Raw genomic sequence first — 25359 nt, 5'->3', positions numbered from 1 at the left:
ATTTCTTTGGCCCTTGAATTCGCTTCCTTGCGAACGCTAGAGTTCCACATTGGTGATAACCATGTGCATCATCTTTCGGGTTTTCACCTTGTTGGCCTTCGTTTTGGTAGCGGAAGGCTGTCTCTGGAAACCAGAAGCCTTCTACGGCCAAAATATCAGCCGTGAAGTGGAATTTTTAGCCTTTGGGAAAGAAAACCCTCCGAATTCATGTGATCCCTTGTCCATCCAGAAACTCAAACACATGGCTTGGATCCCAAACGAAAGTTCTCATTCGCTCCGTAGCCGACAAAGGTCCCGCGGGCAGTGGCTCCATTTTCGTTTGCAGAACCAATTGGAAGTTCCATCCGAATTCAGTGTGCTCATCCAATGGATCAATATTCCTTCTGCCGAGATGTGTTCCGAAAATCGAAATGGGGAAATTGGTGATGTTTACAGCGGTTATCAATGGGAGTCGTGGCTTGGATTACTTTCCCCTTTCCCCCATTTTAATGTTAGGTTAGAGGCCAATGAATCCCGTGACTTTTATTTGTATTTGGATTCAAATGAAACCATCAATTTTCCAATCCGCACCATTTCCACATCAAGTTATCGTTTCATTGTTTTGTTTCGTTTTTTGACCTTCTTATTTTTTCTTATGGTGGCGATTGTGTCGGTAGGTTGGGCTACTTCCGAATACATCAAATCAAAAGAAACTGTTTACCTTTCCATCCTTATCCATTATTTGTTCTTCTTTTTGTTAGTGTATTCTGTTCACGGCAAAGAGTTGGCATCTGTTTTTGGGAATGAAAACAATTTGATTCGCCATTCCTATTATTTGTTTTTATCGATGAATCATTTCATTTTCTTTTTGTATTTGTTTAGTTTTGTTAAGTTTACGAATGAAAATTTAGAATATCCGAAATTGTTTTGGTTCTTTGCATTTTCTGGATTTTTGTACCTGTTTGTTCCTTTGTTTCACTTTGTTTATGAATATAGAATTTTTATAGTTTTGTTTGTATTTGGTTCGGCTGCTTACTTTCTAAAAAATACACACATTTTTCTTATCAATAATGGGAACAAAGAAGAGAAACGTTACTTTTTTTCTTGGGTTTTATTTTTGTTTTTAGTGTTTTTGAAAACATTATTCCATTTTGATTTTTATCCGTACCAACCTTTTTTCATTTATGCCTCTGTGTTTTACTTACCATTTTTAACTGCGAGTAGTTTTCTATTTTTAAGAAATTACGAAAAACGTGATGTCTCAAAAACAAGATTTCGTTCCATCACTAACAAAATTAATACATTAGAATATCGATCAAAATTAGAAACATACCTCGAAACAGATAAAATTTATTTAGATGAAAATTGTAATGAAGAGATGATTGCAAATCGGTTGGGTCTCACCTATCATCAATTAAGCGAATTGATCAATGTTGAATACAATTTTAATTTCCCTACTTTATTGAATTTATATCGAATCAAAGAAGCAAAAAGAATACTTTTAGAAGAACCTGAAATGAATGTAGCTGAGGTAGGGAAAAAAGCAGGTTTTGGTTCTAGGTCTGCTTTTTATTTAGAATTCAAAAAACAATCGGGAATCAATCCCAATCAATTCAGAAAATCTACGTCAAATCATCCAAATCAATAAATAAAGAAAACATTAGTAGAGGAAATTCCTATGGACAAACAAAAACCAAAAGATTGGTTACCTGGTTTAAAAGAAAACTGGAGAACGGACATTGTGTCCGGTTTTGTCGTCTTTCTCATTGCACTTCCACTTTGTTTGGGAATCTCTTTGGCATCTGGTGCTCCTCCGATGGCAGGGATCTTTTCTGGAATCGTAGGTGGGATTTTTGTATCACTCTTTAGTGGTTCTCACCTGACCATCAACGGCCCTGCTGCGGGACTCATTGCAGTTGTGTTAAATTCCATCTTGGTTTTGGGTGGTGGTGATGCAAAATTAGGTTTTGAGTTAACACTTGCAGCCATTGTAATCGCTGGTGCGATCCAAGTGATTTTAGGACTATCGAAAGCTGGAAATCTTACCGTATACTTCCCAATCTCGGTTGTCCATGGCATGATGGCAGCGATTGGAATCATCATCATTTCAAAACAATTTTATGTAGCACTTGGGATCACACCAACTGCCAAAACGATATTGGGACTTCTGGTGGAGATTCCAACAAGTATAGTGAATGTAAATCCAGAGGTGGCAATCATTGGCCTATCTGCTATTGTGATCATTGCCATTCTAACAAAAATCAAAAACCCTATCTTAAAAAAACTGCCTGCACCGTTAGTTGCGGTTTTAGTTGGGATTGTACTCGGAATGGTTTTTGATTTGACCGGTGAACATTCGTACACCTTGTTAAACCACACATACAAAATTGGACCGGAAAAATTAGTCAATTTACCAAATCATATTTATGATGGCTTGAGTTTTCCCAATTTTTCCAGATGGAAAGATGGAGTTTTTTGGGTAATGGTCATTACCATTGCTCTCATTGCAAGTATCGAATCTTTGTTAACTGCAACGGCCGTCGACAATACTGACCCTTATCGTAGGAAATCCAATATGGATCGGGAACTTGTCGCCAAAGGATTTGGAAACTTTTTTTTAGGTTGGATCGGTGGTTTGCCCATTATTGCAGAAGTGGTTAGGTCATCAGCAAACATCGAAAATGGTGCAAAAACACGTTGGTCCAATTTTTTCCATGGATTGTTTTTGTTATTGTTTATTGTTTTACTTCCTGGCCTGATCCACAGGATTCCCTTGGCGTCCCTTGCGGGGATATTGATTATGGTTGGCCTTCGGTTAGCTTCTCCTCATGTTTTCCAAGAAACCTACAAAAAAGGTTGGGATCAAATTGTGATCTTTTTAGTCACTGTGGTAGTGACAATCGTAGAAGATTTGTTAGTAGGTGTTTTCTGTGGAATTGTAACAGCAATCCTAATTCAAATGTATTTTGGTGTTTCATTTCGTTATATATTTATTGCCGATATCACTAAAACATCAGAGAATAAAGTCCATACGATGTATGTGAAACATGCCTTACTTTTTTCTAATATGATTTCATTAAAGTTATTACTTCGTAAAATTGCACCAGGCGAAAGAGTGGATTTGAAATTCGATGAAAGTGTTAAAATGATCGGATTTTCAGCAATTGAGTTTTTACAAAGTTTTAAACGAGACTACGAAGAGCGCGGTGGCCAGGTGAATTTGATTGGATTTGAAGAATTAAAACCAATCTCAGCTTATTACGGTGCGACTCGCATCCAGAAGTAGGAAAAAAATTCTTGTAAACAGGTTTTAAAGAAACCAATATTCCTCTATGCAAAGGATATTGGTTTCTTTTTTATTTTTACTTCCCATTTTCATATTTGCGAAAGATGTCCCAAATCTCAAGGCAAGGGTCACTGATGAAACTTGGACACTTCATTCGGACTTTGTTTCTGCCTTAGAAAAACAACTCAAAGACCACGAGAAAAAAACTTCGAACCAAATCGCAGTTTATATGTTTCCATCACTAGAAGGTGAAAACCTAGAAGAATATTCCATTCGAGTGGCTGAGGCATGGAAATTGGGCCAAAAAGAAAAGGATAACGGGGTACTTTTGCTCATCGCAATGGAAGATCGAAAGTTGAGAATTGAAGTTGGTTATGGGTTAGAAGGTGTATTAACCGATGTTTTGTGCCACCATATCATAGAAAATGAAATCAAACCTGCATTCAAAAAAGGAGAATTTGATGTTGGCATTCAAAATGGAATCAAAGCCATTATGGGTGCCATTGAAGGGGAATACCATATGCCTGAACCTAAAGATTATTCCCACCTTGGTCCCTTATCTTTTTTGGGAGATTTGTCTGGGGCAAGTGATGAATTGCCAATTGGTTTAAAGATTTTTTTAACATTTTTTATAGTATTTGTATTGGGTATTTTTACTTTTTATGCAGCTAACGCACCTTATATTGGCTGGTTCCTCTATTTCTTTTTATTTCCGTTTTGGAGTTTGTTCCCAACGGCCATTCATGGTGCCAATGTGGGAGCCGCTGTATTTCTTGTATATGCGATCGGTGTCGGACTTTACAAACTCTATCACTTACTCACACCTCACGGTCGACAAAGGATGAATCAATCTAGTTTTGCGAGTTCTTCGAGTGCAAGCAGTAGCAGCGGTTGGTCGAGTGGTGGAAGTTCAGGTGGGTTTCGTGGAGGTGGCGGCAGTTTTGGAGGAGGTGGGAGTTCTGGAAGTTGGTAAGATTGGAAAAAAAATTAAGACCTTCTTCCCTATTTTTTATTTTTTTAAAAATTCATGGAACTTTTCATTGGGAAATCGGGTTTCTTATTTAGTGAAACTCCAATTGCCTTCCATCCTATCTCTATTTCTTTTGCCTTCTGTTTTGGTTGGAGAGGTTTCAAAACAAGTCCAATTAAAGGAGTTATGGCAAAAAGCAATTCAATTTAATCCCGAATATTTATCCGTAAAAGCTGATTATGAAAAAGCATTTTATGAAAATGAAAAAAGTTATGCGGGGTATTACCCAACTGTCAATGTACTTGCTTCCGCTAGACAATCTTCAGCCAATTTTAGTGGATCAGGAACCGTCAATGACCCCTTGGTCAGTGGGGCAAGTGGGTCCTCACAAAACCAACAAACAGGAACTGGTGAATCGAGACCAACTGCTGTGAATCGGTATTCGGTAGGACTTAGTACCAACCAAAATTTATTTGCTGGTTTTCGTGATAAAAGTGGAATTGAAAAAACAGAAGCTTTACTTCAGGCGGCAAAACAAACGTTAAGTGATTCCAAACTTAAAATTTGTTTTGAGTTAAAATCAGCATATTCACAAGCGCTTTATGCTAAAGAACTCCACCAACTTTCAATCAAAATTAAAGAAAGGCGAACTAAAAATCGTGATTTGGTAAAACTTCGTTACGAAGTAGGACGAGAACACAAAGGAAGTTTTTTACTCAGTGAATCGTTTGTAAAACAATCGGAATACGAAGTATCTTTTGCGGAACGATTGTTCCAAACGAATTGGAAGGAAATAGAAAGAGTCATTGCTACACCATTTGAAGTTACCATGGATACAACTTTTGTATACGAACCTATAGTAGAAAAAAAAATTAGTGAAAAAGAAAAGGGAAATCTTTTGGATTCTCATCCTTCCATAATGGCAGAACAATCCAAAGTGCGCGCAGCTCAGGCAAACATTGGTGTGGCTGAAGCTGGATTTTACCCAGATCTCAATTTAAGTGCAACAATCACAAGGCAAGATGATGTGTGGTTACCCAAACCTAGAAATTATAGTTTTGGTCTAAATTTGACTTATCCATTGTTTAATGGTGGAAGAGATTATTATAATGTCAAAATCGCAAAATCAGAATATGAAAAATCGATTCACACTCGTGATTCTAAAAAAAACCTATTATCATTTTCCCTAGAGCAATCGTATATAAATTTCAAAAATGCTTCTGAACAATTATTGATTTTGACAGAATTTTATAAAGCTTCAGAAATAAGAGCAACGATTGCAAGATCTCAGTATTCAAATGGATTAATTAGTTTTGAAAATTGGGATATCATCGAAAATGATCTAATCAATCGAGAAAAAAATTTGCTGATAGGAAAACGAGATCTCAGCTTGGCAGAAGCATCTTACCTTCGCAATTTAGGAAAATGTTTTGATGAAGAATAAAATTTATATTTTCATATTTGTTCTCTTTGCATCCACAGGTTTGTATTTCGGATTTGGATGGAACCAATCAAAACAAGATTACAAAATAGAGTCAGCAATCGTAAGTCGTGGTGATTTAGTTGTCACTGTTCGAGCAACAGGAACTGCCATTCCCAAAAATCGTTTGGAAATCAAACCACCCATTGCAGGTAGAGTTGAATCTATTTTGGTGGAAGAAGGGAATCAAGTTGGCAAGGGCAAAATTCTGGCATGGATGAGCTCAACGGAAAGAGCCGCTCTTTTAGATGCAGCTCGAGCAAAAGGTGCAGATGAATTAAAAAAATGGGAAGATTTTTATAAACCAACACCTGTGATTTCACCTTTAAGAGGTTTGGTGATCGCTTCCAATATTAGCCCTGGTCAAACAGTTACCCAACAAGATATTTTATATGTTTTGTCTGACAACCTTATGGTCCAAGCCAAAGTGGATGAAACTGATTTATCTAAAATTAAAATCGGACAGAAGGCAAACATCGTTGTTGATTCCTTTTCCGATGAACCGATCCAAGCAAAGGTCAAACATATCGGCTATGAAGCTGTGATTGAAAACAACGTAACCATGTACAATGTTGATTTGGATTTAAATAGAATACCAGGATACTTACGTAGTGGAATGTCGATCACTGTGGATTTTATTTTGTCTGAAGAAAAAGATGTCTTATTGGTTCCGAATGAATTCATCAAACGTAATGATGGCAAGGGCGTGATACTAATCAAAGAAAATGAATTATACAAAGAATCGATTGTAACCATTGGATCATTCGATGACCAAAACACAGCGGTTTTATTCGGTCTAAAAGAAGGAGAATCTGTTTTCAGAAAGAAAAAAATACAAGATTCCAAAAAATCAAATGGGAGTGGTGGGCCGTTTTCATCACCAAAAATTCCGAAGAGATAATTTTTGTTAGCAATCGAAATTAAAAATTTATCAAAGTCATATCAAATTGGAAATTCAAAGTTTTCCGTTCTGAATCATATTCATTTAGAAATCAAACCTGGAGAATTTGTTGCGATCATGGGGCCTTCCGGTTCAGGTAAGTCCACTTTATTGCAAGTGATGGGACTGCTTGACCATGCTGATAGTGGGTCTTACAAATTATTCGGTAGGCACGTAGAAAACGAGACTTCCAATGTTTTATCTGATATTCGAGGAAGTATGATTGGATTTGTTTTCCAACAATTCCATCTATTGGCAAAAACAAATGCATTACAAAATGTTTCATTGCCAGCGCTTTACACTGATATTCAAAATCCAAAATTAGTTGCTGAAACACAGTTAACAAAAGTTGGTCTCAAAAATCGATTGTTCCATACTCCAAACGAACTTTCTGGTGGACAACAGCAAAGGGTAGCAATCGCAAGAGCTTTGTTAAATGATCCGCCAATCATTTTTGCAGATGAACCAACTGGAAATTTGGATTCAAAAAGTAAAATCGAAATCATGTTGGAATTACAAAGGCTTCATTCAGAAGGCAAAACGATTGTTATGGTCACCCATGAACCAGAAATGGCAGAATATTGTGACCGCATCATCCATGTCAGTGATGGAAAGATCGTGAGTGAAGAATCCAAAAAAAATACCAAAACCATACAAACGCATTACCAAAATTCCCTGCGCAGAAAAACCGGATGGGAATTATTCAAAGGAATTTTGAAGCAGTCATTAATTTCTCTCACCTCGAATCGGCTTCGAACATTTTTATCTGCACTTGGAATTTTGTTTGGGGTTGTCTGTGTGATTTCCGTAATGGCATTGGGTGAAGGAGCCAAAAAATCAGTAGAAGAACAATTCTCTTCGTTAGGTGCGAATTTAGTCATTGTACGAACGGGTGGGATGCGAAGTGGTGGGGTGTCATTGGAAGCAGGAACTGTCAATCGATTGGATGTATATGATGTGAATGCTGTCCAAAAAAAATTCCCAGAAGTGAAACAAATTTCAGCTGTTGTGAATGGTAGAGCACAACTTGTTTTTGGAAACAGGAATTGGAATAGTTTTGTGACTGGGGCAAGTTACAATTATGAATCACTCAGAAATTTAGAACCAACAGAAGGACGATTTTTTACGGAACAAGAGGATGAAAAACGTGCATTGGTTTGCCTCGTCGGAAATACGGTTGTAAGAGAATTGTATGAAGGCAAAAACCCTGTGGGTACGTATTTAAAGATCAATCGAGTTTCCTTTCGAGTGATTGGTCAATTACCAGAAAAAGGATCCACTGGGTTTCGTGACCAAGATGATGTTGTACTGATACCTCTCAACACTGCGATGAAACGGTTACTCAATAAAGATGCTGTAGATAATTTAGAAATGGAATTGGATCCCAATGAATCGTCAGATGATTTTATCACATCCATCAAACGTTTTTTGCATGAAAGGCATGGGACAACAGAAGCAATGGGAAATATCTACCAAGTGATGAGCATGGCTGATATCCAATCTGCGGTGTCCGAAACGAATCAAACTATGTCTACTTTATTAGTTGCACTTGCCACAGTATCTTTGTTAGTCGGAGGTATTGGAATTATGAACATCATGTTGGTATCTGTAAAAGAGAGAACAAAGGAAATCGGACTAAGGAAAGCGCTGGGTGCCAGAGAATCAGACATCCGTCTGCAATTTTTAATCGAATCAACTTTGACAAGTCTCACAGGAGGGATTGTTGGTCTGATTTTTGGTATTTTGGCGGTTTTATTTCTACAAGAATACTTTGGATGGACGATCGTTTTATCCTTTCCTTCCATCGGATTTGCTTTTTTGTTTTCCATAACGATAGGGATTTTGTTTGGTTGGTGGCCTTCTGAGTATGCTGCAAAACTAAGTCCGATCGTGGCGTTACGATCAGAATGAATGTAGTCATCAATCCAAGAAAAATACCTCAACAAAAACGTTCCAAAGAACGTTACCAAAAAATTGTGGATACAGCTATTCAGTTGTTAGGCGAAGTTGGCTATGATGCGTTAACTACTGATTTGATAGCAGAAAGAAGTGGAATTTCTGTTGGATCCATTTATCAATTTTTCCCTAATAAAGAGTCCATCATTTACTCACATGCAGAAAATTGTTATTTGATTATGCATGATTTATTCTTTGAAAAAGTAACTAACGAGTTGAAACGAAGTAAAAAATTCACTCCAAGTTTTATCGATTTTACTCTGGAAGCCTTTGAACAAACGTTAAGTGAGGTGAATGGATACCATCTGATCAATTCTATTTTGTATACAAACGAAGCTCTGTTGTTATTGGACACTGAAAGTAACAATCGATTTGCCAAATCTTTGGCAGAAAAAGTGATTTTGGCCATGTTCCCAAAAGTGAACAAAAAACGTGCATTTTATATCGCTCTGATGATCGTTGAGTCCGTGGATTCGGTGATGAAAATAGTAAGCCGGACCCAAAAGCCCTCTGAAAAAAAGATGGTTTTGGCCGAACTGAAAACCCTTCTTTTGGTATATTTTTCAACTTTTCGATGATTTAACATTGACAAAGTTTTAACACAATTCTATAATTCTCAAAATGTGAGGAATTCCTCACGTTTCGGGAATAACTATGGAAAAAACCAAAAAGATTTTGATTGGAATCTTCGTGGCAATGTTCTTAACCTTTGGTTTGAATTTTTGCAATTCTGAAGATCCCGCGAGTACAGCATTCGTTCATGTTACAATGATGGACAATGCATTCCATCCACCAGTGATTCGCACTTACAAAGGTGGGAAAATTCGTTTTGTGAATGAGGGAAATAATCCTCACAACGCGATCTCAATAAACAAAGATTGGTCTACAGAAACAACCTATGGCAACTTAGCAATGTTTCGTGGGGCACATACCGATGTGTTTTTCCCAGAAGAGGGAGTGTTCCCTTACTTTTGTTCCTTCCATGCATCACCCGATGGTAAGATAGGAATGACTGGTGTTGCCGTAATTGGAGATGCGTCCTATAATCCACTGGCAAACACGACAAAATCAAAAATTTCAAAAAAATGGACTGGTGTGACTCGCAAAGTTCCATCACAATACAAAACCATTCAAAACGCAGTGGATGCGGCATCTCCGGGTGATCTCGTTTTGGTTGCAAAAGGAATTTATAAAGAAGAAGTCACCGTCACAACGCCATCGATCACCATTCGTGGAGAAGATAGAAACGAAACCATTATTGATGGAGAGTTTTTAAGAGGCAATGGAATTATGGTGGTCGGTGCTGATGGTGTTGCTGTTGAAAACATCACAACTAGAAATGCAACACTGAATGGTGTGTATTGGACCGGAGTAAAGGGGTACCGTGGGTCTTATATCACTGCCTATAATAATGGTGACTATGGTGTGTATGCCTTTGATTCCGTTGATGGATTGATTGAACATTCGTACGCTTCTGGATCACCTGATTCAGGTTTTTATATTGGTCAATGTAATCCATGTAATGCGATCATCAATGACGTAGTTTCTGAAAATAATGCACTAGGTTATTCGGGAACCAATTCGAGTGGAAATATTTATTTATTATCTTCTATTTGGAGGAAAAACCAATTGGGAATTGGTCCAAATACATTAGATCGTGAATTATTACCTCCGCAAAAGCAGATGGTTGTGAAAAAGAATATTGTTTATGATAACAATAATACAAACGCACCTTCAAAAAAATTAGAATACCCTTCTATCGGAAATGGAATCGCACTTCTTGGAGCATTAGAAAATGTTGTCGAAGACAATTTGGTCTTCAATCACAACAATTACGGAATTCTTGTGACCATGAACATAGATGAAAACATTTGGATTTCCAATAACAATGTTGTGAGAAATAACAAAGTGTATCATTCTGGAAGAGGTGATATTGCACTCAGTGGGCCAGTGAATGTGGGAAATTGTTTTGAAGGAAACTCTTACGGAGTATCAAGTCCTCCATTGCTCGAATCATTACAATCCTGTTCAGGAATTCGGTATCCACATATTGGAGATATGTCATCAAGTATTGGATTACTCGCTTTGTTTGTCCAAGCTAACTTGAAGGAATTTGTTTTGGGTTCTTATAAAAACCAACCCATCCCACCTTCTCAAACCAATATGCCATCGGAAGCTTTAACAAAAATTGTTCCTGCTCATGATGTTTTTGAAACCAACAAAGGTCTGATCGATTCTGCAGAATTACCTAAATTTGATTTAAAGGATTTTGAAAGAGAAACGAATAAAATGTACACATCTGGTTGGAGGGTCCATTTCCCTGGAACATTGAAAACATGGTACTTCCATATCATGGGTTACCTCTTGCCATTTGCAATTTTTGCGGCATGGACAGGGCTTGCGATGTTAGATCGATTTTCAGTTAAAAATGCAAAAATTGATCGGTACTTTTGGTTGATATTACTGTTACCATTTGTTGGAGCATTAATTTATCTATATTCGAAAGAATCAAAAATTTCACCAGTCGTAAGAAACACTGTTGTGTTTGGTGGGATAGTTTTATTTTTAACAATACTAGCTTATGCTGGTTATGCGATGACAGCGGTTACAGAACCGTCGATTACTTAATAGGAGTTATTTATGGAAACAAATTATGCAAACCCAAGTTTTTGGACTTACTTTATCGGATCGTATGCGTATTACCTACCTTTTGTATTAACAATGGTTTGGGCACCACTTGCTTTATTTGGATTATCAAAACAAAAAGATATGACCACAATCAAACAAGTGGTTTGGTCACTCTTCATTCTTGTTGTACCAGTTGTTGGCCCTGCATTGTATTTATTGCTTGTGGATACAGAGTATGAAAAGAAATTCAAACAAATTGCCGTTGGTGGTGGAAGTGCAGTACTGATCCTAGTTTGGGTCTTAAGTCTGATTTCCCATATCTAATTAGGTACGATAAATGGATCGGAAAAGTTTTTTAACAACCATTGGTTTTGGAGTGATGGGATTTGTGGGATCAATTTTTGGTTCCATGGGTTTTAACTCCAAAAGAACCAATGATATTTGTGGACCTTCTGATCCATCCTCTGCATCGACTAATTTCGGTGTTGTCACAACTCCTTCGATCAGCGATAATTACCAAAATTCAATTGGAGTTGGAGGCAGTTTAAGGGGAACGAATACGTATGGAAGTATGGCCCATCCTCCATTTTTTATCAAAGAGGAGTATACAAGTCGATTTTATTTCCCACCTAATTATAGTAATACAAAAAATAAAACAAAAGAGTTTCAGCTAAATTTATTTCCATTAAGTGTTAATATTGCTCATAACGTGAATTACCAGGCTTGGACCTTTGATGGTGTTGTGCCAGGACCAATCTTACGAGCTAATCTAGGTGATCGATTGAAGATCCATGTGAAAAATTCTAGTCCTGATCCGCATTCCTTACATTTTCATGGAACACATGATCCTTTAGAAGACGGTTGGGAACCAATTCCAGCATTTGGAGATAGGACTTATGAAATTGAAGCAGGTCCAATTGGATTACATCCCTATCACTGCCACGTTCCTCCACTGATGGTACATACCGCCAAAGGTCTGTATGGTGCGCTCCTTGTCGATCCTCCTGTGAAAAGAAAACCAGCTCATGAATTTGTTCTAACTTTTTCAGGATGGGATACAAAAGGACAGGGCAAAAATGACTTTTACACATGGAATGGAATTGCAGGAATTTATGATCGTTATCCGATGAAAGTCCCTGTTGGGGAAAGAGTTCGATTTTACATTCAGAATATGATGGAAAGAGATCCTGTGATGACATTCCATTTACACGCCCAAACCTTTGATATCATTCGTAGTCTGGGTAGCGTTGTGCCAGATGGACATTCCGATGTTGTCACAATTGGTCAAACAGAACGAGTTGTGATTGAGTTTGTGCTCACAAAAAAAGGAAGGTATATGTTTCACCCACACCAAACCCACATGGCAGAAAATGGTGGAATGGGTTGGATAGTTGCCGTATAACAATGAAAATATTTTTATTCATATTCATTTCTCTGTTTTTAAGTATCGGATGTAATTCTAAAACAAACATCAACTGGGAAACTTGGAATCGGTTGGGTTTCGTTTTACCCAATGGAAAAAGTTTGGAATCAAAATTTTGGACTGAAAAAAAAACTGTTTTGTATTTTGGATTTTCGCATTGCCCTGATATGTGTCCACTTGCCTTAACAAATTTTGGGAGGGCCTCACTGATATTAGGTGAGAAAGCAAAAAACTTTCAATTTGTATTCATCACATTGGATCCTGATCGCGATTCTCCCAGCACTTTGGAAAAATACGTTCAAAATTTTCCTAGTAAAAATCTAACTGCGTTATCTCCAAACGCCGAATCCTTAGTTTTACTTACAGATATGTTTGGAATTGTGAGGGAGAAAGTGGGAGATGGGAAATCGTATCGTATCGATCATTCCAATTTTATTTATGTGTTAGATGAAAAACAAAATGTTCTAAAAACATTTCCTGGTGGAGTATCTGCCAATTCATTGGCAACAGAACTTAGGTTGTTGACTGAACCTTAGACGTTAAGATGATCTGAATTTCAGTTCGTGTCCCTTCAGGATAGTTTTTAGTGATGTCAAACTGAAATTCGGAATATAGATTTTTCAATCTTTCTTTGATATTCCCAAGTGATCTGCTCATTAACTTCTGTTTGTCGGATAACAGTTCATCTGGTATTCCTGTTCCATTGTCATAAACCACAAAACTAAATACTGAGTCCTTTATCATCTTTGCATGGATGAATAATTGCAATTGACCTTCACTAGAACCACGGAATCCATGTTTGAATGAATTTTCTATGATAGGTTGTAATAAAAGAGGTGGTAAAACGACAGACGAAAAATCACCAGATTTTTTGAAATCAATTTGAATGGTGTCATAAAATCTAAGTTTTTGTAAGTGCAAATAGTCTTCTAAGAAATTCCATTCTTCTTCAAATGGAATCCAATCGCGGTCTGTTCTATCGGATATGAAACGATAGTTGTTTGCAAGGCTCATGATTGCATCACCAATTAACTCTGGTTTAATCTTATGTAAGGCATGGATTGTATTTAAGGAGTTAAACAAATAATGAGGATTCATTTTTGTTTGGAGTGTTTTGAGTTGGCTCTCTTTTAAAGTTTTTTCTGCTTTTAATAAATCTTCCTTGTACAGTAATGCTTTTTGTCTATCGGTAAACAAAGTGCGTTCTAAGGCGAAACCTTGTGAAATAACACCAAATAAAACTCCCCAAAATACAATCCCTGTTGGAGTGGTGTCATTGTATTTGATAGCCATAATGATTTCTAAAATCACTAAAACTAATGTGATGCTAAACCCAATGAAATGACCAAATGCTTCTTTGTTTCCTTTTTTCCAGGATTCATAAGTGATAAAAATGGGACCGATGATGTTCAGTAAATTGAATAAAATGAAAAAACTTCGTGTACTGATTAATAAACTATGCGAAAAATCGGAAAATGGTAAGGAGAATACTAAAATGGTTGTGAGAGAACAAATGATCACATCGCCATAAATTAATATATCTAATACACGAAAGGATCCACTTCCAAATAGACGCCTCACACCAGATAACATTGGTATAAAAACAAAATTTGAGGAAATAATAGAAAGGATGTATAGGGTCTGTGTGTTTGTAAAAAGATAACGTATGAATTCGTTTGAAGTTAATCCAAGTATTCCAAAACATAAAGAAAAAGAAGAGAAATCCAAAAGGATATTGTATTGTTTTTTGTATTCAATGAAGTAAACTAAAGCACAAATAATTCCAATCATCAAAAAGAAAGAATGAAAAAAAATCGCTGTTAGGTTTTTTAATGCGATTTCACGGTACAGTGCAGTTTGTTTTCCTATCAAATTTTCAATGATGGTGATGGAAAACAATATCCCTTTTTTGTGAAACAATCTTAGATAATAAAATTTTGAATCATCTTTCGGAATTTTTACCCAGGAAAATTTTGATTGGAAAATATTAGGCAAATATTTAGGATCTGAAAATTCTCCATACTTAAAGATGGAATCTCCATTCTCATTAAAAATTTCTATATTTAAGCCAGCATGTTCCAATAAAAAATGTAAGTCTTCATTTGCTAATTCAGAAAAAGCTTTGGATCGTAACCAAATATATTCAGAATCTGTAATGCGTTTGAACTCTTCATCGTCAATCCATCCGGAGGATGATAACCAATGCACTTTGTGCATTTTTTGAAAATCAATTTTCCCAGTATCGTCTTTTGGAATATCACCAACAAAATATTCGGCATTTTCAGATAGATAGTATTCAGAGATAGAACTGTCTTTTGGTTTGAAGATGGAATATACGTAAGAGGTTATAGAAACAATGGTGATTAAAAACAATAAGCAGATTGAAAGATATGGTTTCTCTAAAAATCTGCTGATTGCAACACCCATTGTTTAATCTTCAAGAGAGAAGGTGATGGGTAAACGATGTGCCATTTTTTTTGGTTGGCCTTGCACATAACCTGGACTAAATCGTACACGTTTGATGAGTTTCATTGCCGCTTCATCAAATCCATAGCCTGCTCTACCTGAAACGATTTTTGCTGATTGTAAACTTCCGTCCTCATTTACTTGAACAAGTAGTACTACTTGTTTTTCCATAATGTTGGCAGCCTTAGCCTGAGGAGGAAAATATTCTTTTAAGTCAAAATCGATGATGGCAGTTGGCATCTTATCTCCGTTAAACGAAAACAAGTAACCATCTTTATCAGTTCCATTTCCAGACAATTGATTTGGATTGATATCGGAATTGTCAGGTTCGTCTGCTTTGTCCTTATTACTGCCTTCCACCCATTCTTGTTTTTCAATTGGAGCAGGGGATGAAGTCCCTCCAATCAGTTCGGGTGGAATTTCCTCAAAATTGACGTCTACATCTTCAAAGTTTGATTCTTCAACAATTTCTTCACCACGTAATTGGCTTATGCGATACCCTGCATATGTCGCCGTATGGATAAACAAACTTCCGATTAAACAAATATGAAACACTCGTTCCCTATTTTGTTTGATTGAAGTTTTTAACTGCTGAAGTAAATCTGAAAAACGTTTCATTTTTTCACACTGAGGGCAATTTTTGTCACTCCGGCTTTTCGGATAATTCCCATCAGCTCCGTAATTTTTCCATAAGGCAAACTTTCATCCGCAGATAGAGTCAAACGCATGTTAGGCCTGATTTTCGCCTCTCTTTCCAAATTCCGAACGAGTCCGGTGATATCGGTGTCTTTCCCTTCTAATAAAATCGCACCAGTTTTGGTGAGTGCAACTTGAACCGATTCTGCCACGTTTGGATCCGCTGCCTGTACTTTTGGTAAATTGATATTTAAACTTTCTTTTTTCAGAAAGTTTGCCGTAACCATAAAGATAACGAGAAGCACTAAAATTACATCCACCATCGGTGTGATGTTAATACTTCCAATTTCTTCGTCTTGTGATCCTGATGCTCCAGCCATATTTATACCTTTGTCTTATTCATTTGGTAAGAGAGTAGTTCTTTTTTCAGAATTTCTAAGTTTTGTAAGATGACTTTTGCTTTTCTTGAAAAATAGTTATTTGCCATAACTACTGGGATCGCGACAGCAAGACCAGCTGCAGTTGCAAGAAGGGCAGTTGAAATGGAGCGCATCACCACTTCTGCACCAGAACTTCCGAGTGTACCCAAACCATAAAAAGCTTTGATGACACCAAGCACCGTTCCCAACAGACCAATGAAAGGTGCGTTATTCCCCAATGTGTTTAAAATCGGTAATCGTTTTTCTAATTCTAATTTTTCTGAAAGAATTTGACCTTCTAAACTTTCATCCAAACCTTTTCTACCAAGTTTGAGTTGTCTCAACGCAAATTGAATGAATCGATTGTAAATTGATTCTTCACCAGCGTCTGTTTTCCAGTGAATCTCTGGTTCTTCTTGTAATGAGTTTCTAACTTCTGTTAAATAGTTTTCGTTTTTTTTACCCAAAGATTTTTTATAGTAAATCAATCTTTCTGCAAACACAGCCAAAGCCACGACACTCGCAACTCCCATTGCAATAAAAACTAATTCCTCACCTAATTCTACATATTCCTGCATTTTATTCTCCTTCTTGAATTATATTAAAAAATAGATATGATGGTATCTGTTCATTTGAAATCTGATTGTTCGTGGTTGCAAAACAAGAACGTAAACATGAAATTACTGATGGATTGTTCACACTCGCTTCCACTAACGCAGTTGGTGTCGATTCTCTGCATGTACCGGCATCGGTTTTGGTTTTCCAATCGGAAGCTTGGCAGTTAAACGAACAAGTTTGTGCAATGGATGACATATTTCGATACAAAGCACTTGAGATCAATCCTTGGCAAGTTTGTGTTTTGACAGTAGCAGTTGTTGCAGTAAAACTTCCACCGGTTGCTTGGTAATAGGATTGGAAACACAAATCTTTATTGGTTATGATTGATTCACATGACTCTTGCGGGTTATTGGGAGTCACTAGGTACTGCAAAATCAAAGCTTGGTTGTATGTATCTTCAAATTTTTTGCCTTCTTCACAAGAAAACAAACAGAATACTAACAGAACGCTAACAATGGATCTCATTAGAAGTGAACCTCCATACCGATGTTAAAAAACGGAATTACTGTTCCACCAGGTAATTCTAAAGTTCCAAATGTATCATTTTCTCTTGGGTTTGTTGCAGAAAATGGTCTGGAGTTATCAAAATCATATCCATTTTTATTTTTTCTCATGTATACGTTTACGATTTCCAGATACCAGTTTAAGTATCCCCACGAATAGTTTTCAAAGATATCAAATCGAACGTCCAATCGGTGGAAATCTGTTCCACGTTTTACATAACCATACTCAGACGTATAAGGGTTGTTAGAGTAGGTTGGGTTCCAATAGGTTAACCCATTGAGTGGATTGGAAAAACGACCACCATCGTCTCCGATAATCGGCCTAGAAGGCACAGATGTTAAATAACTCCATCTAGTTCCAATTTGATAACCTTCATTGATCCTCCATCCATAAATCACGTTTGCCACGTGGGTTCTATCCCAAGGTGCCAATTGTTCCACAGAGTTTGGAAAGTATGCAGCCAAAATTTTACGTTCAATCCCACCGACTTGAGTTGTGTCACCTTCGTATACTTGGTATAAATTGGAATTTTGAAAAGATTGTGACCATGTATAGGAAATCCAACCAAACCAATCTCGAGTTCCTGGCCTTGCATTCTTACGGATGAGTAACTCGTATCCATGCGACCAACCGGTTGCACGGTTGGAATAATTGAGAGGACGATTGGCTACGATTGGTTGTCGTAACCATTGGGATTTGTCTGGGTTGAGTCCAACTGGAGTGGAGACATATGGGTCATCAATGATCGTATCTTTAAATTCGTTTTTAAAGACTTCTGCTTTGATTTGCCAAACTTGATCGATCTTTTGGTCAATCCCCGCACTTACTTTTCTTGCGCGTTCAAATCGTAGATCAGGGTTTCCTGTTTCAGAATTAAAATTGGTTGTTAAAGGAAAACGTGATACATCTCCACCACTTCCGTAGAGTGTCATCCCTTTCCCTACTTCAGGGAAAGTGTAAGATGCAGTGGCACGTGGAGTGAGGGCTCCATTCCCTGTCACTTGCACGTAATCGTATCTTGCACCAGGTTCAAATAAAAAGTTACCAAACTTAAAATGTAACGTTGTGTAGGCGTTATAGTATGGTGAATTACCTTGGATGCTGATAGGTCTACCCACAAAATCAGGGTTAGTAGTATTATATGGGTTTGGTGACGGATTGGTTGGATCTCGTAAGGCAACTTCGGTTCCATAATCTCTAAATGAAAAACGACGAACTTCCGTTCCAAAATCAATTTTTAAAAACTTTGTCGCTGTCCAGTAAGCATCTTGTCTAACACCAACGTAACTTCCTCTTTGGTATTGTTTTCCTTGGATACTTCCCACTCCCACATTGTATTCTCCAATTGGGTCGAAGTTGATTAACGTAAATCGATTTTGAAATTTGTCTCCAGGAATCCACGTATAACGAAGAGCAGTTGTCCTAAAACTTTGTCCAAAACTTGCTTTTGCCCCACCTAAAAGTGCCAATTGAGAAGACGTAGGATCATTCGCAGGTTTGTTTGGGATATCAATTGCAAAATTGTCCTGAGCCGTAAGGTTGTAAAAAGCAATTTGGTGTTCCGGAGTAAAGTTGTGAACATACTTAATTTGAGAGTCGTTGTAACGAGGCAAACGAATCCCTTCCGGTAACAATCCAGTGGCACCTAAGGTTTTGTCTAAATAACCCAATTTTCCGGCAATCGCTAAATAACCTTTTCCACCTGAAGTGGGTGTTGCGGCATAAGCAGTGGTATTCCATAGTGAAACTTGAAAGGCACCTTTGGTTTTTTGAACAGAATCAACCGTTTCAATTTCGATGATACCACCTGTCGCGTTGTTAAAGTTAGCTGGGTAGGCACCTGAATATAAATCAATTGATTTGATTAAGTCATTATGGATTACAGAAGTTAGTCCATCTAAGTGAAACGGGTATAAGATAGGTAAATCGTCATAAAGGTAAGTGTTTGCATTGGGATTGGCACCACGAATGATGATTCCGTTTGCTCCACCACCGAAACCAATATTGGGAATCACACCTGGCAATGTTTCCAAAGCTCTCAGTGCTTCTCCAAAAGTTCCTGGCATACGTTTGATTTCTTCGTACCTTACTTTTGTGCGAGACGCTATCGTCTTTTCTCTTTCCCCTTCCACCACAATTCCTGTTTTTGGTGCCGAGGCTTTTTTCTCTGTATAAATTGTTCTTGTTTCATCTTGGGACCCAACAGAAATTTTGATCTCTTGGATTCCTGTGTCACGTAACAGACGTAATGTGTATTCGCCGGCTGATGGAAATTCTAAGGTGACATTCCCATCTGAGTCTGTTTGTGCAAATTTTTTGGTTTCAAAGATAAGAACGGATAAATTCTTTTCTGCGATTTCTTTTTTTGGATTGATCAGCTTTGCAGTAATGGATACGGCAAAGATCGGGGATCCTATCAAAAAAAGAAGGAAACCAAAAAGGATGGATTTATCTAATTTGTAGTTTGCTGATTTCATTGAAGTTTAAATACCAAGGGATGTCTCCCGTTTCTTCTTCGAGATAAATTAGGGTACACACAAGTGGATAACCTAAAAACGGACACTCTGTACGTGTGATGGCGATGGTACAGAGGTCTAAGTTTCTTTGGATGGGTTTATTTACGATCACAAGTGGTGGGTTTGGTAGTGGATTGCCACATTTTTCAGATGCAAATTTTGCTGCGGAATACACTTGGCTTTGTGCATCATTCGTATCCACTCGATCCACACCTTCCGCGCAGTTGAAAATCAAAAAGCAGGAAACTAGAATTAATAGGAGTGAACCTTTCATTTTTTATCCTTCCCATTTGTTGGGATCGTTTCTTCTGCATCACCCACAACATCCGCCGTTACATTGACAGCACTCACAAGTCCTAATGGAAAATAAGCTTTGTCTTCATTTTGGATTTTGATGTTGATTAATGTTTTTCCTGTTGGGTACTTTTCTAAAATTTGGCTCATCGCTCTTTCTACGCTAGGGGCTTTTGTTACAGGGAACATCCCTAAAAGGAAAAAAGCAGAATCTTGGCCAGTCCCTTTTCCTATCACCTTGTACTCGTTTGATCTCACAACGGTTGCTGAATCAAATAGATAAATGTCTTTTGGTACTCTTGATCCAATACAATTGGCAAATCCAACAAGAGTGAAAAGGATTCCAAGTCGAGCGATCATTTGATACACCTTCATCGGGTTTTCCATTACCTTTTGGTTTTACTTGGAGTTTGGGAATTTGGGAACTTAACGAGATCCCCTTTAATATTGAATCGATAACGAGTTATCGGACCAAAAATTGCTTTTTCATTCCAATAACGAATGTTTACGAGGGCATCACCTGTTTCTTCTTCCATCACTTTTTCATAAAGGTTGGCAACAGGTGGTTCTGATAGATGGACTCCAAAAATGATGATGTCCAATGCATACCAAGTAAAGGTTTTATCTACAGTTTTAACTGTTTCGTAAGGAGTGTTTGGGATAGGTTTGTTACTTGTGGCAATCCCAACTGAAGAGGAGGCACAATTCGATACAAACAGGGATAATACGAATGTTAAAATTAAGGCGATATTTTTGTTCACAAGAAAACTCCGTCGTCTCTGTTTCCTACTTAGAGGGTCACAGTCAATGGAATATTTGGCGAAATTCTCGTTCACTACTCGATTCGGAATGAACGCTACTCATTCGGGAGTGAATACAAAAAATTATAGTTTTAGTGCCTCTCGGAGGGACTGTGCGTAAGATCTGCCAACGGGTAATGTGGTTTCGTCCTCGTTTTTAAGTTGGATTGTGTAGGAACCACCTTTATCATATCGCATACTTGCCACATAACTTAAATTAATGAGATATCCTTTGTGGATTCGAATGAATTGTCCAGATGGTAATTTTTCTTCAATTTCCTTAAGTAATTTTGGGGTTTCATAATCTTTTTGGGTTGTATGGATCACGCAACTTTTGTTATTTGCGGAAATAAATTGAATATCAGGAAAAGGAATCAGAAACACTGCTGATTCTGCTTGGATTTTTAAATGGATTTGGGTATCTGAGGTGTTTGGTTGGGTTTGTTTGCCTTCTTGGAGAAAACGAAGCGCCTTTTCAACGGATTTTTTAAATCTTTCAAAGGAAAATGGTTTCAGCAAATAGTCAGTAGCATCTAAATCAAAGGCTTCCACCGCATGTTCGCTGTAAGCTGTTGTGATGATAAAAAATGTAGTTTTGGAGTGGTGGACTCTAAGTAAATCCATTCCATTGATTACGGGTAAATTGATATCCATGAAGACGATATCAAATTTTTTTTCACCAAGAAGTGCATTTGCTTTATCACCACTTTCGGCAATGCCAGCAAGTTTGAGTTCAGGACAATTCATGACATAGTCCATCATAAGCATCCTTGCAGGATACTCGTCTTCTATGATCAATACTGAGTAGGATGTAGATTCCATCGTTTATAATTATAAAATATCTACAAAGAAAAACGTAACATCATCCTTCAGTTCTGCTTCAGAATACTTAGTGATTTGGACTACAATCTCTTGAGACAAGGTTTTGATGTCTTTGTCTTTACCCTTCTCTAATAAATCAAGAATTTTGCTTTCCCCAAATAATTTATTTTCTGCCCTCGCTTCCGTTACTCCATCAGTGAAAAAGAAATAACGATCTCCCTTTTGGATATCATGTCTCCATTCACTAAATGTAAAACTTTCACGCCATCCAATGATTGGTCCTTTCATATTCATAAATTCAAATCGATTTTGGATTTTGTTGAATAAAATTGGATTTGGATGACCTGCGGTTGAAAATATAATTGTGTTTTCCTTTGTATCGATTAACGCACAACAGGCGGTTATAAAATATTTGCTCACCAATGACGTGAGTGACTGGTTCATATGTTCTAAAATCAGTTTTGGGGAATGGATTGTTTTTGCCAGTTCCCTAAACTGGACTTTTACCATCGAAGATACAAAGGCTGCCGGTACTCCATGTCCAGCAACATCAGAGATGAGTACAATCAACCGGTTCTCATCTAACTCAACCCAATCATATAAATCACCACCAACCTGCCTCATCGGTAAATATGTGGTATGAATCCGAATTCCATTCGTGTTTGGATGATTTTTTGGTAATAAATAACTTTGGAGTTGGGATGCAAAAAATAAATCTTGTTCTAAGTCTTGGTTTTTTGCTCTTAATTCTATGGTCCTTTCTTTAACGCGTGTTTCCAGGTCCTTGGTTAGAATGGACAATTCACTTTCGTTTTTTGCATTACGGTAAGAGATGGCAACACCTGAAAGGATCATTAAAACTAAAAAACCGTATTGAGTGAGGTAAATATTTTTTCCAGAGGTTACATCAATGATAATATCAAATGTTGCCCCGATACAGATGCAAAGAAAACCAAAGGATAAAAAATATGCTTCTATCCGTTTTGCTTTGGCTGCTCGAATCACAGCCCTTAAAATAAAGAAAACTACAATTAATAAAGAAAATTCCCATATTCGTAATAGTATAATTCTAGTTGGAAGTTCGATGTTCCATGTTTGGAGAAAAGCAATCGTTAATAAAAAAAATACAAGAAACCTTTCCTTTAGAAACAATTTGTTTTGGAATAAGGAATAACTGAATAAAAAAATGGAGACTGGTAAAATGGTTTGTGCAGTGAAAAACACTTTTAACCAGAAGAAAAAGGAAAAATCAGTATAAGTATAACTGATGTTTAAAAGAGGAAGCCTCCACATTACAAAAACCAAAGTGGATACCAATAAATAAAAATTCGATTTGGCCTGTCGTTTTAAAACAATCGAAAATATTTGGTAAGCACCAATTCCAAAAAATAACATGATAAAACAAAAGTCACGTCCATCTTCTAAAAGAATGAATTCATGGAGTTTGTCATAATTTCCAAGTACAGGAATTCGGCGAAAGATTCCACCTTGAAAGGTTTGGTTTCGGAAATGGATTTCAATTTTAAGATGGTTACTTGTGTTTTCTTTTAATACATGATTGGGAATGAAGTAGAGGCGTTTGTAATACCAATTGGGGAAATACTGCCCATCTGATGTGATCTTACCAGTTTGGCCTAGTTTAACGCCATTTACTTCTAAGATATCTACCTCTTGGACTCTGTCTAAGTAAATACCAATTGGCTTTTGGCTTGGTTTGTAATAAAATTCAACTTCATAATATCCATGAACAGGAGGAAGGTACCCTTGAGAAGAAAGTCCTTTTCCGACGTGTATGGATTTTGTGGCACCATTGGCAGTGAAAGTCCAATTCTCAGAAACGGGAGTGATGGTTTCCCCATCGATCCAAATTGGTTCTGCTACGAGTGATAGGGACGTAGTTAGGAAAATTAGGGAAAAAAATGAGAGAATTCTCATCGCTATCCACTAAACTTAGCGAAGTCAGAAGAGAACGCAAGCGAGTTTTCCAACTGTCCCAGTCCCTGTCGAAATTTTTAAGGAAAAATTATGACGATTACACAGCTTCGATATATAGTCGCATTGGATCAATTTAAGAGTTTTGCAAAGGCCGCCGAACATTGTTTAGTTGCACAACCGACTTTAAGTTTACAAATTCAAAAAGTAGAACAGGAATTGGGGTTTGATTTATTTGATCGCAAAAAAAATCCCATCATTACAACAAAACTTGGCAAAGAAGTTGTGGAACAGGCTAAGTCCACACTCAAAGAAGCAGATAAACTTTTTGAAATTGCCGGACAATGGAAAGATGAACCTGCTGGAAATATATCCTTAGGAATCATACCAACAGTCAGTAATTATTTGATCCCTTCTATTTACAAAAAATTACAAACAGAATTCCCAAAGGTCAATTTTAGAATCTCAGAACTGCCAACACTCACTATCATTGAAAAACTAGAGTCTGAAGAAATTGATTTGGGAATCCTTGCCACACCACTGAAAATCCCAAACATCGTTGAACATCAATTATACTATGAGCCATTCGTTGTGTACTATCCAAAAGATGCAAAAGAAAAGTCTGCATCTGTCTCCATGAAACACATTGAAAAATACCCATTATTAGTTTTGGGTGAAGAACATTGTTTTCGCCACCAGTCCTTAAAAATTTGTAACCGAAACGCTTTGGCAAAAATCGAAAGTGGTAGTGTGGAAACATTGAAACGAATGGTAGACATGGGGATTGGAGTGACCTTATTACCAAAACTTGCTGTGGACAAAGTTTCCGACAGAATTGTTCCTTTCCAAACACCAGAACCCGCAAGAGAAATTAGTTTGGTTTATAAGAAGGGATTTTATAAAACAAAAATTCTAAACAAACTTACAAATCTTATCCTTTCTGTGATCCCAAAGGAATACCATAAAAAGGAGAAATTCAAAGTCATCGGAGTGTCAATCGCCCAAGATTAACCCAAAAGACAACCTTCATAGCTTTTATAAATCACAGCATTTATAACATTTATTTTACAAATGATTCAAAATGGACTATATTCTTCTTAACAAGAAAAGGAGGATATTCAATGTCCAATATCAACACACAAATTCCAGACTTCACTACAGAAGCTTTCCATAACGGTGCTTTTAAAAAAATCAGCAAAAAAGACGTTCTCGGAAAGTGGTCTGTTTTTGTTTTTTACCCTGCTGACTTTACCTTTGTTTGCCCAACAGAACTTGGGGATGTTGCAGATCATTACGAAGAATTACAAAAAATGGGAGTGGAAGTATATTCCGTATCTACTGACACACATTTTGTTCACAAAGCATGGCACGAAGCAAGTGACACCATTAAAAAAATCAAATTCCCAATGCTTGGGGATGCATCCGGCAAAATCACAAGAGGATTTGGTGTGATGATCGAAGACGATGGCCAAGCGCTTCGTGGAACCTTCGTTGTAAATCCTGAAGGAGTGATCAAAACTGCTGAAATCCATGATTTGGGAATCGGAAGATCTGCAGAAGAATTAGTCAGAAAGGTACAAGCAGCTCAGTATGTTGCGAACAACGACGGTGAAGTATGCCCTGCAAAATGGAAACCAGGTAATACAACATTGAAACCTGGTCTTGACTTGGTAGGTAAAATCTAAACAAA

Annotated in this window: 24 protein-coding genes; 13 read left to right on the top strand and 11 right to left on the bottom strand. The window is 37.2% G+C overall.

The annotated features are described in order from the left end of the window. The first annotated feature begins 61 nt into the window (after positions 1-61). The 11 genes from EHQ62_RS17490 (at position 62) to EHQ62_RS17440 (ending at position 13198) form a co-directional block, all read left to right on the top strand. Positions 62-1627: a helix-turn-helix domain-containing protein gene (locus EHQ62_RS17490; RefSeq protein WP_135645226.1), complete on the top strand. Its 1566-nt coding sequence runs from the start codon at positions 62-64 to the stop codon at positions 1625-1627. Positions 1628-1657: 30 nt separating this feature from the next. Beyond that, positions 1658-3265, top strand: coding sequence for a SulP family inorganic anion transporter (locus EHQ62_RS17485; RefSeq protein WP_135645224.1), 1608 nt, complete (start codon positions 1658-1660; stop codon positions 3263-3265). A 46-nt stretch (positions 3266-3311) separates the two neighbouring features. Further along, on the top strand, positions 3312-4238 hold the full coding sequence (locus EHQ62_RS17480) for a TPM domain-containing protein (RefSeq protein WP_167482900.1): 927 nt from the start codon (positions 3312-3314) through the stop codon (positions 4236-4238). A 112-nt stretch (positions 4239-4350) separates the two neighbouring features. Further along, positions 4351-5679, top strand: a complete 1329-nt coding sequence (locus tag EHQ62_RS17475; RefSeq protein ID WP_425269550.1) for a TolC family protein — start codon at positions 4351-4353, stop codon at positions 5677-5679. Next, the gene (locus EHQ62_RS17470; protein WP_135645389.1) at positions 5669-6616 is read left to right on the top strand and encodes an efflux RND transporter periplasmic adaptor subunit; all 948 of its coding nucleotides are present in this window, start codon (positions 5669-5671) and stop codon (positions 6614-6616) included. Before EHQ62_RS17475 ends, EHQ62_RS17470 begins: the two co-directional genes overlap by 11 nt. A gap of 3 nt (positions 6617-6619) precedes the next feature. Continuing rightward, positions 6620-8566, top strand: coding sequence for an ABC transporter permease (locus tag EHQ62_RS17465; RefSeq protein WP_135645222.1), 1947 nt, complete (start codon positions 6620-6622; stop codon positions 8564-8566). After that, a complete protein-coding gene (locus EHQ62_RS17460) occupies positions 8563-9189 on the top strand; it encodes a TetR/AcrR family transcriptional regulator (protein WP_135645220.1) in 627 nt (208 codons plus the stop codon). Before EHQ62_RS17465 ends, EHQ62_RS17460 begins: the two co-directional genes overlap by 4 nt. Positions 9190-9265: 76 nt before the next feature. Beyond that, positions 9266-11239 carry a right-handed parallel beta-helix repeat-containing protein gene (locus tag EHQ62_RS17455; protein ID WP_135645218.1) on the top strand — a complete coding sequence of 658 codons (1974 nt, stop codon included), beginning with the start codon at positions 9266-9268 and terminating at the stop codon, positions 11237-11239. A 12-nt stretch (positions 11240-11251) separates the two neighbouring features. After that, positions 11252-11563 (top strand): PLDc N-terminal domain-containing protein, encoded by a 312-nt coding sequence (locus EHQ62_RS17450; protein WP_135645216.1) that lies wholly within the window; start codon positions 11252-11254, stop codon positions 11561-11563. A gap of 13 nt (positions 11564-11576) precedes the next feature. Further along, positions 11577-12641, top strand: a complete 1065-nt coding sequence (locus tag EHQ62_RS17445) for a multicopper oxidase domain-containing protein (RefSeq protein WP_135645214.1) — start codon at positions 11577-11579, stop codon at positions 12639-12641. A gap of 2 nt (positions 12642-12643) precedes the next feature. Further along, a complete protein-coding gene (locus EHQ62_RS17440; RefSeq protein ID WP_135645212.1) occupies positions 12644-13198 on the top strand; it encodes an SCO family protein in 555 nt (184 codons plus the stop codon). On the opposite strand, the gene EHQ62_RS17435 is transcribed toward EHQ62_RS17440, so the two are convergent. The 11 genes from EHQ62_RS17435 to EHQ62_RS17385 form a co-directional block, all read right to left on the bottom strand. After that, positions 13176-15089 carry a sensor histidine kinase gene (locus EHQ62_RS17435; protein WP_135645210.1) on the bottom strand — a complete coding sequence of 638 codons (1914 nt, stop codon included), beginning with the start codon at positions 15087-15089 and terminating at the stop codon, positions 13176-13178. The genes EHQ62_RS17440 and EHQ62_RS17435 overlap by 23 nt on opposite strands. A gap of 3 nt (positions 15090-15092) precedes the next feature. Continuing rightward, on the bottom strand, positions 15093-15746 hold the full coding sequence (locus EHQ62_RS17430; protein WP_135645208.1) for an energy transducer TonB: 654 nt from the start codon (positions 15744-15746) through the stop codon (positions 15093-15095). Further along, on the bottom strand, positions 15743-16144 hold the full coding sequence (locus EHQ62_RS17425; protein ID WP_015676210.1) for an ExbD/TolR family protein: 402 nt from the start codon (positions 16142-16144) through the stop codon (positions 15743-15745). The genes EHQ62_RS17430 and EHQ62_RS17425 overlap by 4 nt, the downstream gene beginning before the upstream one ends. Positions 16145-16146: 2 nt before the next feature. Next, positions 16147-16761: a MotA/TolQ/ExbB proton channel family protein gene (locus EHQ62_RS17420; RefSeq protein ID WP_135645206.1), complete on the bottom strand. Its 615-nt coding sequence runs from the start codon at positions 16759-16761 to the stop codon at positions 16147-16149. Position 16762: 1 nt separating this feature from the next. Next, entirely contained in the window at positions 16763-17266 is a 504-nt protein-coding gene (locus EHQ62_RS17415) for a hypothetical protein (protein ID WP_135645204.1), read from the bottom strand. Then, the gene (locus EHQ62_RS17410; protein ID WP_135645202.1) at positions 17266-19782 is read right to left on the bottom strand and encodes a TonB-dependent receptor plug domain-containing protein; all 2517 of its coding nucleotides are present in this window, start codon (positions 19780-19782) and stop codon (positions 17266-17268) included. Before EHQ62_RS17410 ends, EHQ62_RS17415 begins: the two co-directional genes overlap by 1 nt. Next, a complete protein-coding gene (locus EHQ62_RS17405; protein ID WP_135645200.1) occupies positions 19754-20095 on the bottom strand; it encodes a hypothetical protein in 342 nt (113 codons plus the stop codon). Before EHQ62_RS17405 ends, EHQ62_RS17410 begins: the two co-directional genes overlap by 29 nt. Beyond that, positions 20092-20475, bottom strand: coding sequence for a hypothetical protein (locus EHQ62_RS17400; protein WP_135645199.1), 384 nt, complete (start codon positions 20473-20475; stop codon positions 20092-20094). Before EHQ62_RS17400 ends, EHQ62_RS17405 begins: the two co-directional genes overlap by 4 nt. Before the next feature lie 26 nt (positions 20476-20501). Then, the gene (locus EHQ62_RS17395; protein ID WP_135645197.1) at positions 20502-20876 is read right to left on the bottom strand and encodes an LIC20211 family lipoprotein; all 375 of its coding nucleotides are present in this window, start codon (positions 20874-20876) and stop codon (positions 20502-20504) included. Between the two features lie 123 nt (positions 20877-20999). After that, complete coding sequence (locus tag EHQ62_RS17390; protein ID WP_135645195.1) at positions 21000-21737, bottom strand: LytR/AlgR family response regulator transcription factor; 738 nt, start codon at positions 21735-21737, stop codon at positions 21000-21002. 9 nt (positions 21738-21746) lie between these two features. Next, positions 21747-23672 carry a PP2C family protein-serine/threonine phosphatase gene (locus EHQ62_RS17385; protein WP_135645193.1) on the bottom strand — a complete coding sequence of 642 codons (1926 nt, stop codon included), beginning with the start codon at positions 23670-23672 and terminating at the stop codon, positions 21747-21749. Positions 23673-23762: 90 nt separating this feature from the next. Here EHQ62_RS17385 and EHQ62_RS17380 point away from each other — a divergent pair, with 90 nt between their 5' ends. After that, positions 23763-24680, top strand: coding sequence for a hydrogen peroxide-inducible genes activator (locus EHQ62_RS17380; protein ID WP_135645191.1), 918 nt, complete (start codon positions 23763-23765; stop codon positions 24678-24680). A 110-nt stretch (positions 24681-24790) separates the two neighbouring features. Then, positions 24791-25354, top strand: coding sequence for an alkyl hydroperoxide reductase subunit C (ahpC, locus tag EHQ62_RS17375; RefSeq protein ID WP_012389934.1), 564 nt, complete (start codon positions 24791-24793; stop codon positions 25352-25354). Positions 25355-25359 lie beyond the last annotated feature (5 nt).

The organism is Leptospira jelokensis (assembly GCF_004769635.1).
Taxonomy (GTDB): Bacteria; Spirochaetota; Leptospiria; order Leptospirales; family Leptospiraceae; genus Leptospira_A; species Leptospira_A jelokensis.
Note: the sequence above shows the minus strand (reverse complement) of the source record. Positions and strands in the feature narration are given on the sequence as shown.

What these genes read in the sequence shown, in the direction of transcription:
- EHQ62_RS17435 (WP_135645210.1), bottom strand. Translation starts at nt 15,089, where the DNA reads ATGGGTGTTGCAATCAGCAGATTTTTAGAGAAACCATATCTTTCAATC.
- EHQ62_RS17470 (WP_135645389.1), top strand. Translation starts at nt 5,669, where the DNA reads ATGAAGAATAAAATTTATATTTTCATATTTGTTCTCTTTGCATCCACA.
- EHQ62_RS17415 (WP_135645204.1), bottom strand. Translation starts at nt 17,266, where the DNA reads ATGAGATCCATTGTTAGCGTTCTGTTAGTATTCTGTTTGTTTTCTTGT.
- EHQ62_RS17385 (WP_135645193.1), bottom strand. Translation starts at nt 23,672, where the DNA reads ATGAGAATTCTCTCATTTTTTTCCCTAATTTTCCTAACTACGTCCCTA.
- ahpC (WP_012389934.1), top strand. Translation starts at nt 24,791, where the DNA reads ATGTCCAATATCAACACACAAATTCCAGACTTCACTACAGAAGCTTTC.
- EHQ62_RS17455 (WP_135645218.1), top strand. Translation starts at nt 9,266, where the DNA reads ATGGAAAAAACCAAAAAGATTTTGATTGGAATCTTCGTGGCAATGTTC.
- EHQ62_RS17425 (WP_015676210.1), bottom strand. Translation starts at nt 16,144, where the DNA reads ATGGCTGGAGCATCAGGATCACAAGACGAAGAAATTGGAAGTATTAAC.
- EHQ62_RS17420 (WP_135645206.1), bottom strand. Translation starts at nt 16,761, where the DNA reads ATGCAGGAATATGTAGAATTAGGTGAGGAATTAGTTTTTATTGCAATG.
- EHQ62_RS17430 (WP_135645208.1), bottom strand. Translation starts at nt 15,746, where the DNA reads ATGAAACGTTTTTCAGATTTACTTCAGCAGTTAAAAACTTCAATCAAA.
- EHQ62_RS17405 (WP_135645200.1), bottom strand. Translation starts at nt 20,095, where the DNA reads ATGAAAGGTTCACTCCTATTAATTCTAGTTTCCTGCTTTTTGATTTTC.
- EHQ62_RS17440 (WP_135645212.1), top strand. Translation starts at nt 12,644, where the DNA reads ATGAAAATATTTTTATTCATATTCATTTCTCTGTTTTTAAGTATCGGA.
- EHQ62_RS17445 (WP_135645214.1), top strand. Translation starts at nt 11,577, where the DNA reads ATGGATCGGAAAAGTTTTTTAACAACCATTGGTTTTGGAGTGATGGGA.
- EHQ62_RS17460 (WP_135645220.1), top strand. Translation starts at nt 8,563, where the DNA reads ATGAATGTAGTCATCAATCCAAGAAAAATACCTCAACAAAAACGTTCC.
- EHQ62_RS17410 (WP_135645202.1), bottom strand. Translation starts at nt 19,782, where the DNA reads ATGAAATCAGCAAACTACAAATTAGATAAATCCATCCTTTTTGGTTTC.
- EHQ62_RS17450 (WP_135645216.1), top strand. Translation starts at nt 11,252, where the DNA reads ATGGAAACAAATTATGCAAACCCAAGTTTTTGGACTTACTTTATCGGA.
- EHQ62_RS17390 (WP_135645195.1), bottom strand. Translation starts at nt 21,737, where the DNA reads ATGGAATCTACATCCTACTCAGTATTGATCATAGAAGACGAGTATCCT.
- EHQ62_RS17400 (WP_135645199.1), bottom strand. Translation starts at nt 20,475, where the DNA reads ATGATCGCTCGACTTGGAATCCTTTTCACTCTTGTTGGATTTGCCAAT.
- EHQ62_RS17490 (WP_135645226.1), top strand. Translation starts at nt 62, where the DNA reads ATGTGCATCATCTTTCGGGTTTTCACCTTGTTGGCCTTCGTTTTGGTA.
- EHQ62_RS17380 (WP_135645191.1), top strand. Translation starts at nt 23,763, where the DNA reads ATGACGATTACACAGCTTCGATATATAGTCGCATTGGATCAATTTAAG.
- EHQ62_RS17480 (WP_167482900.1), top strand. Translation starts at nt 3,312, where the DNA reads ATGCAAAGGATATTGGTTTCTTTTTTATTTTTACTTCCCATTTTCATA.
- EHQ62_RS17485 (WP_135645224.1), top strand. Translation starts at nt 1,658, where the DNA reads ATGGACAAACAAAAACCAAAAGATTGGTTACCTGGTTTAAAAGAAAAC.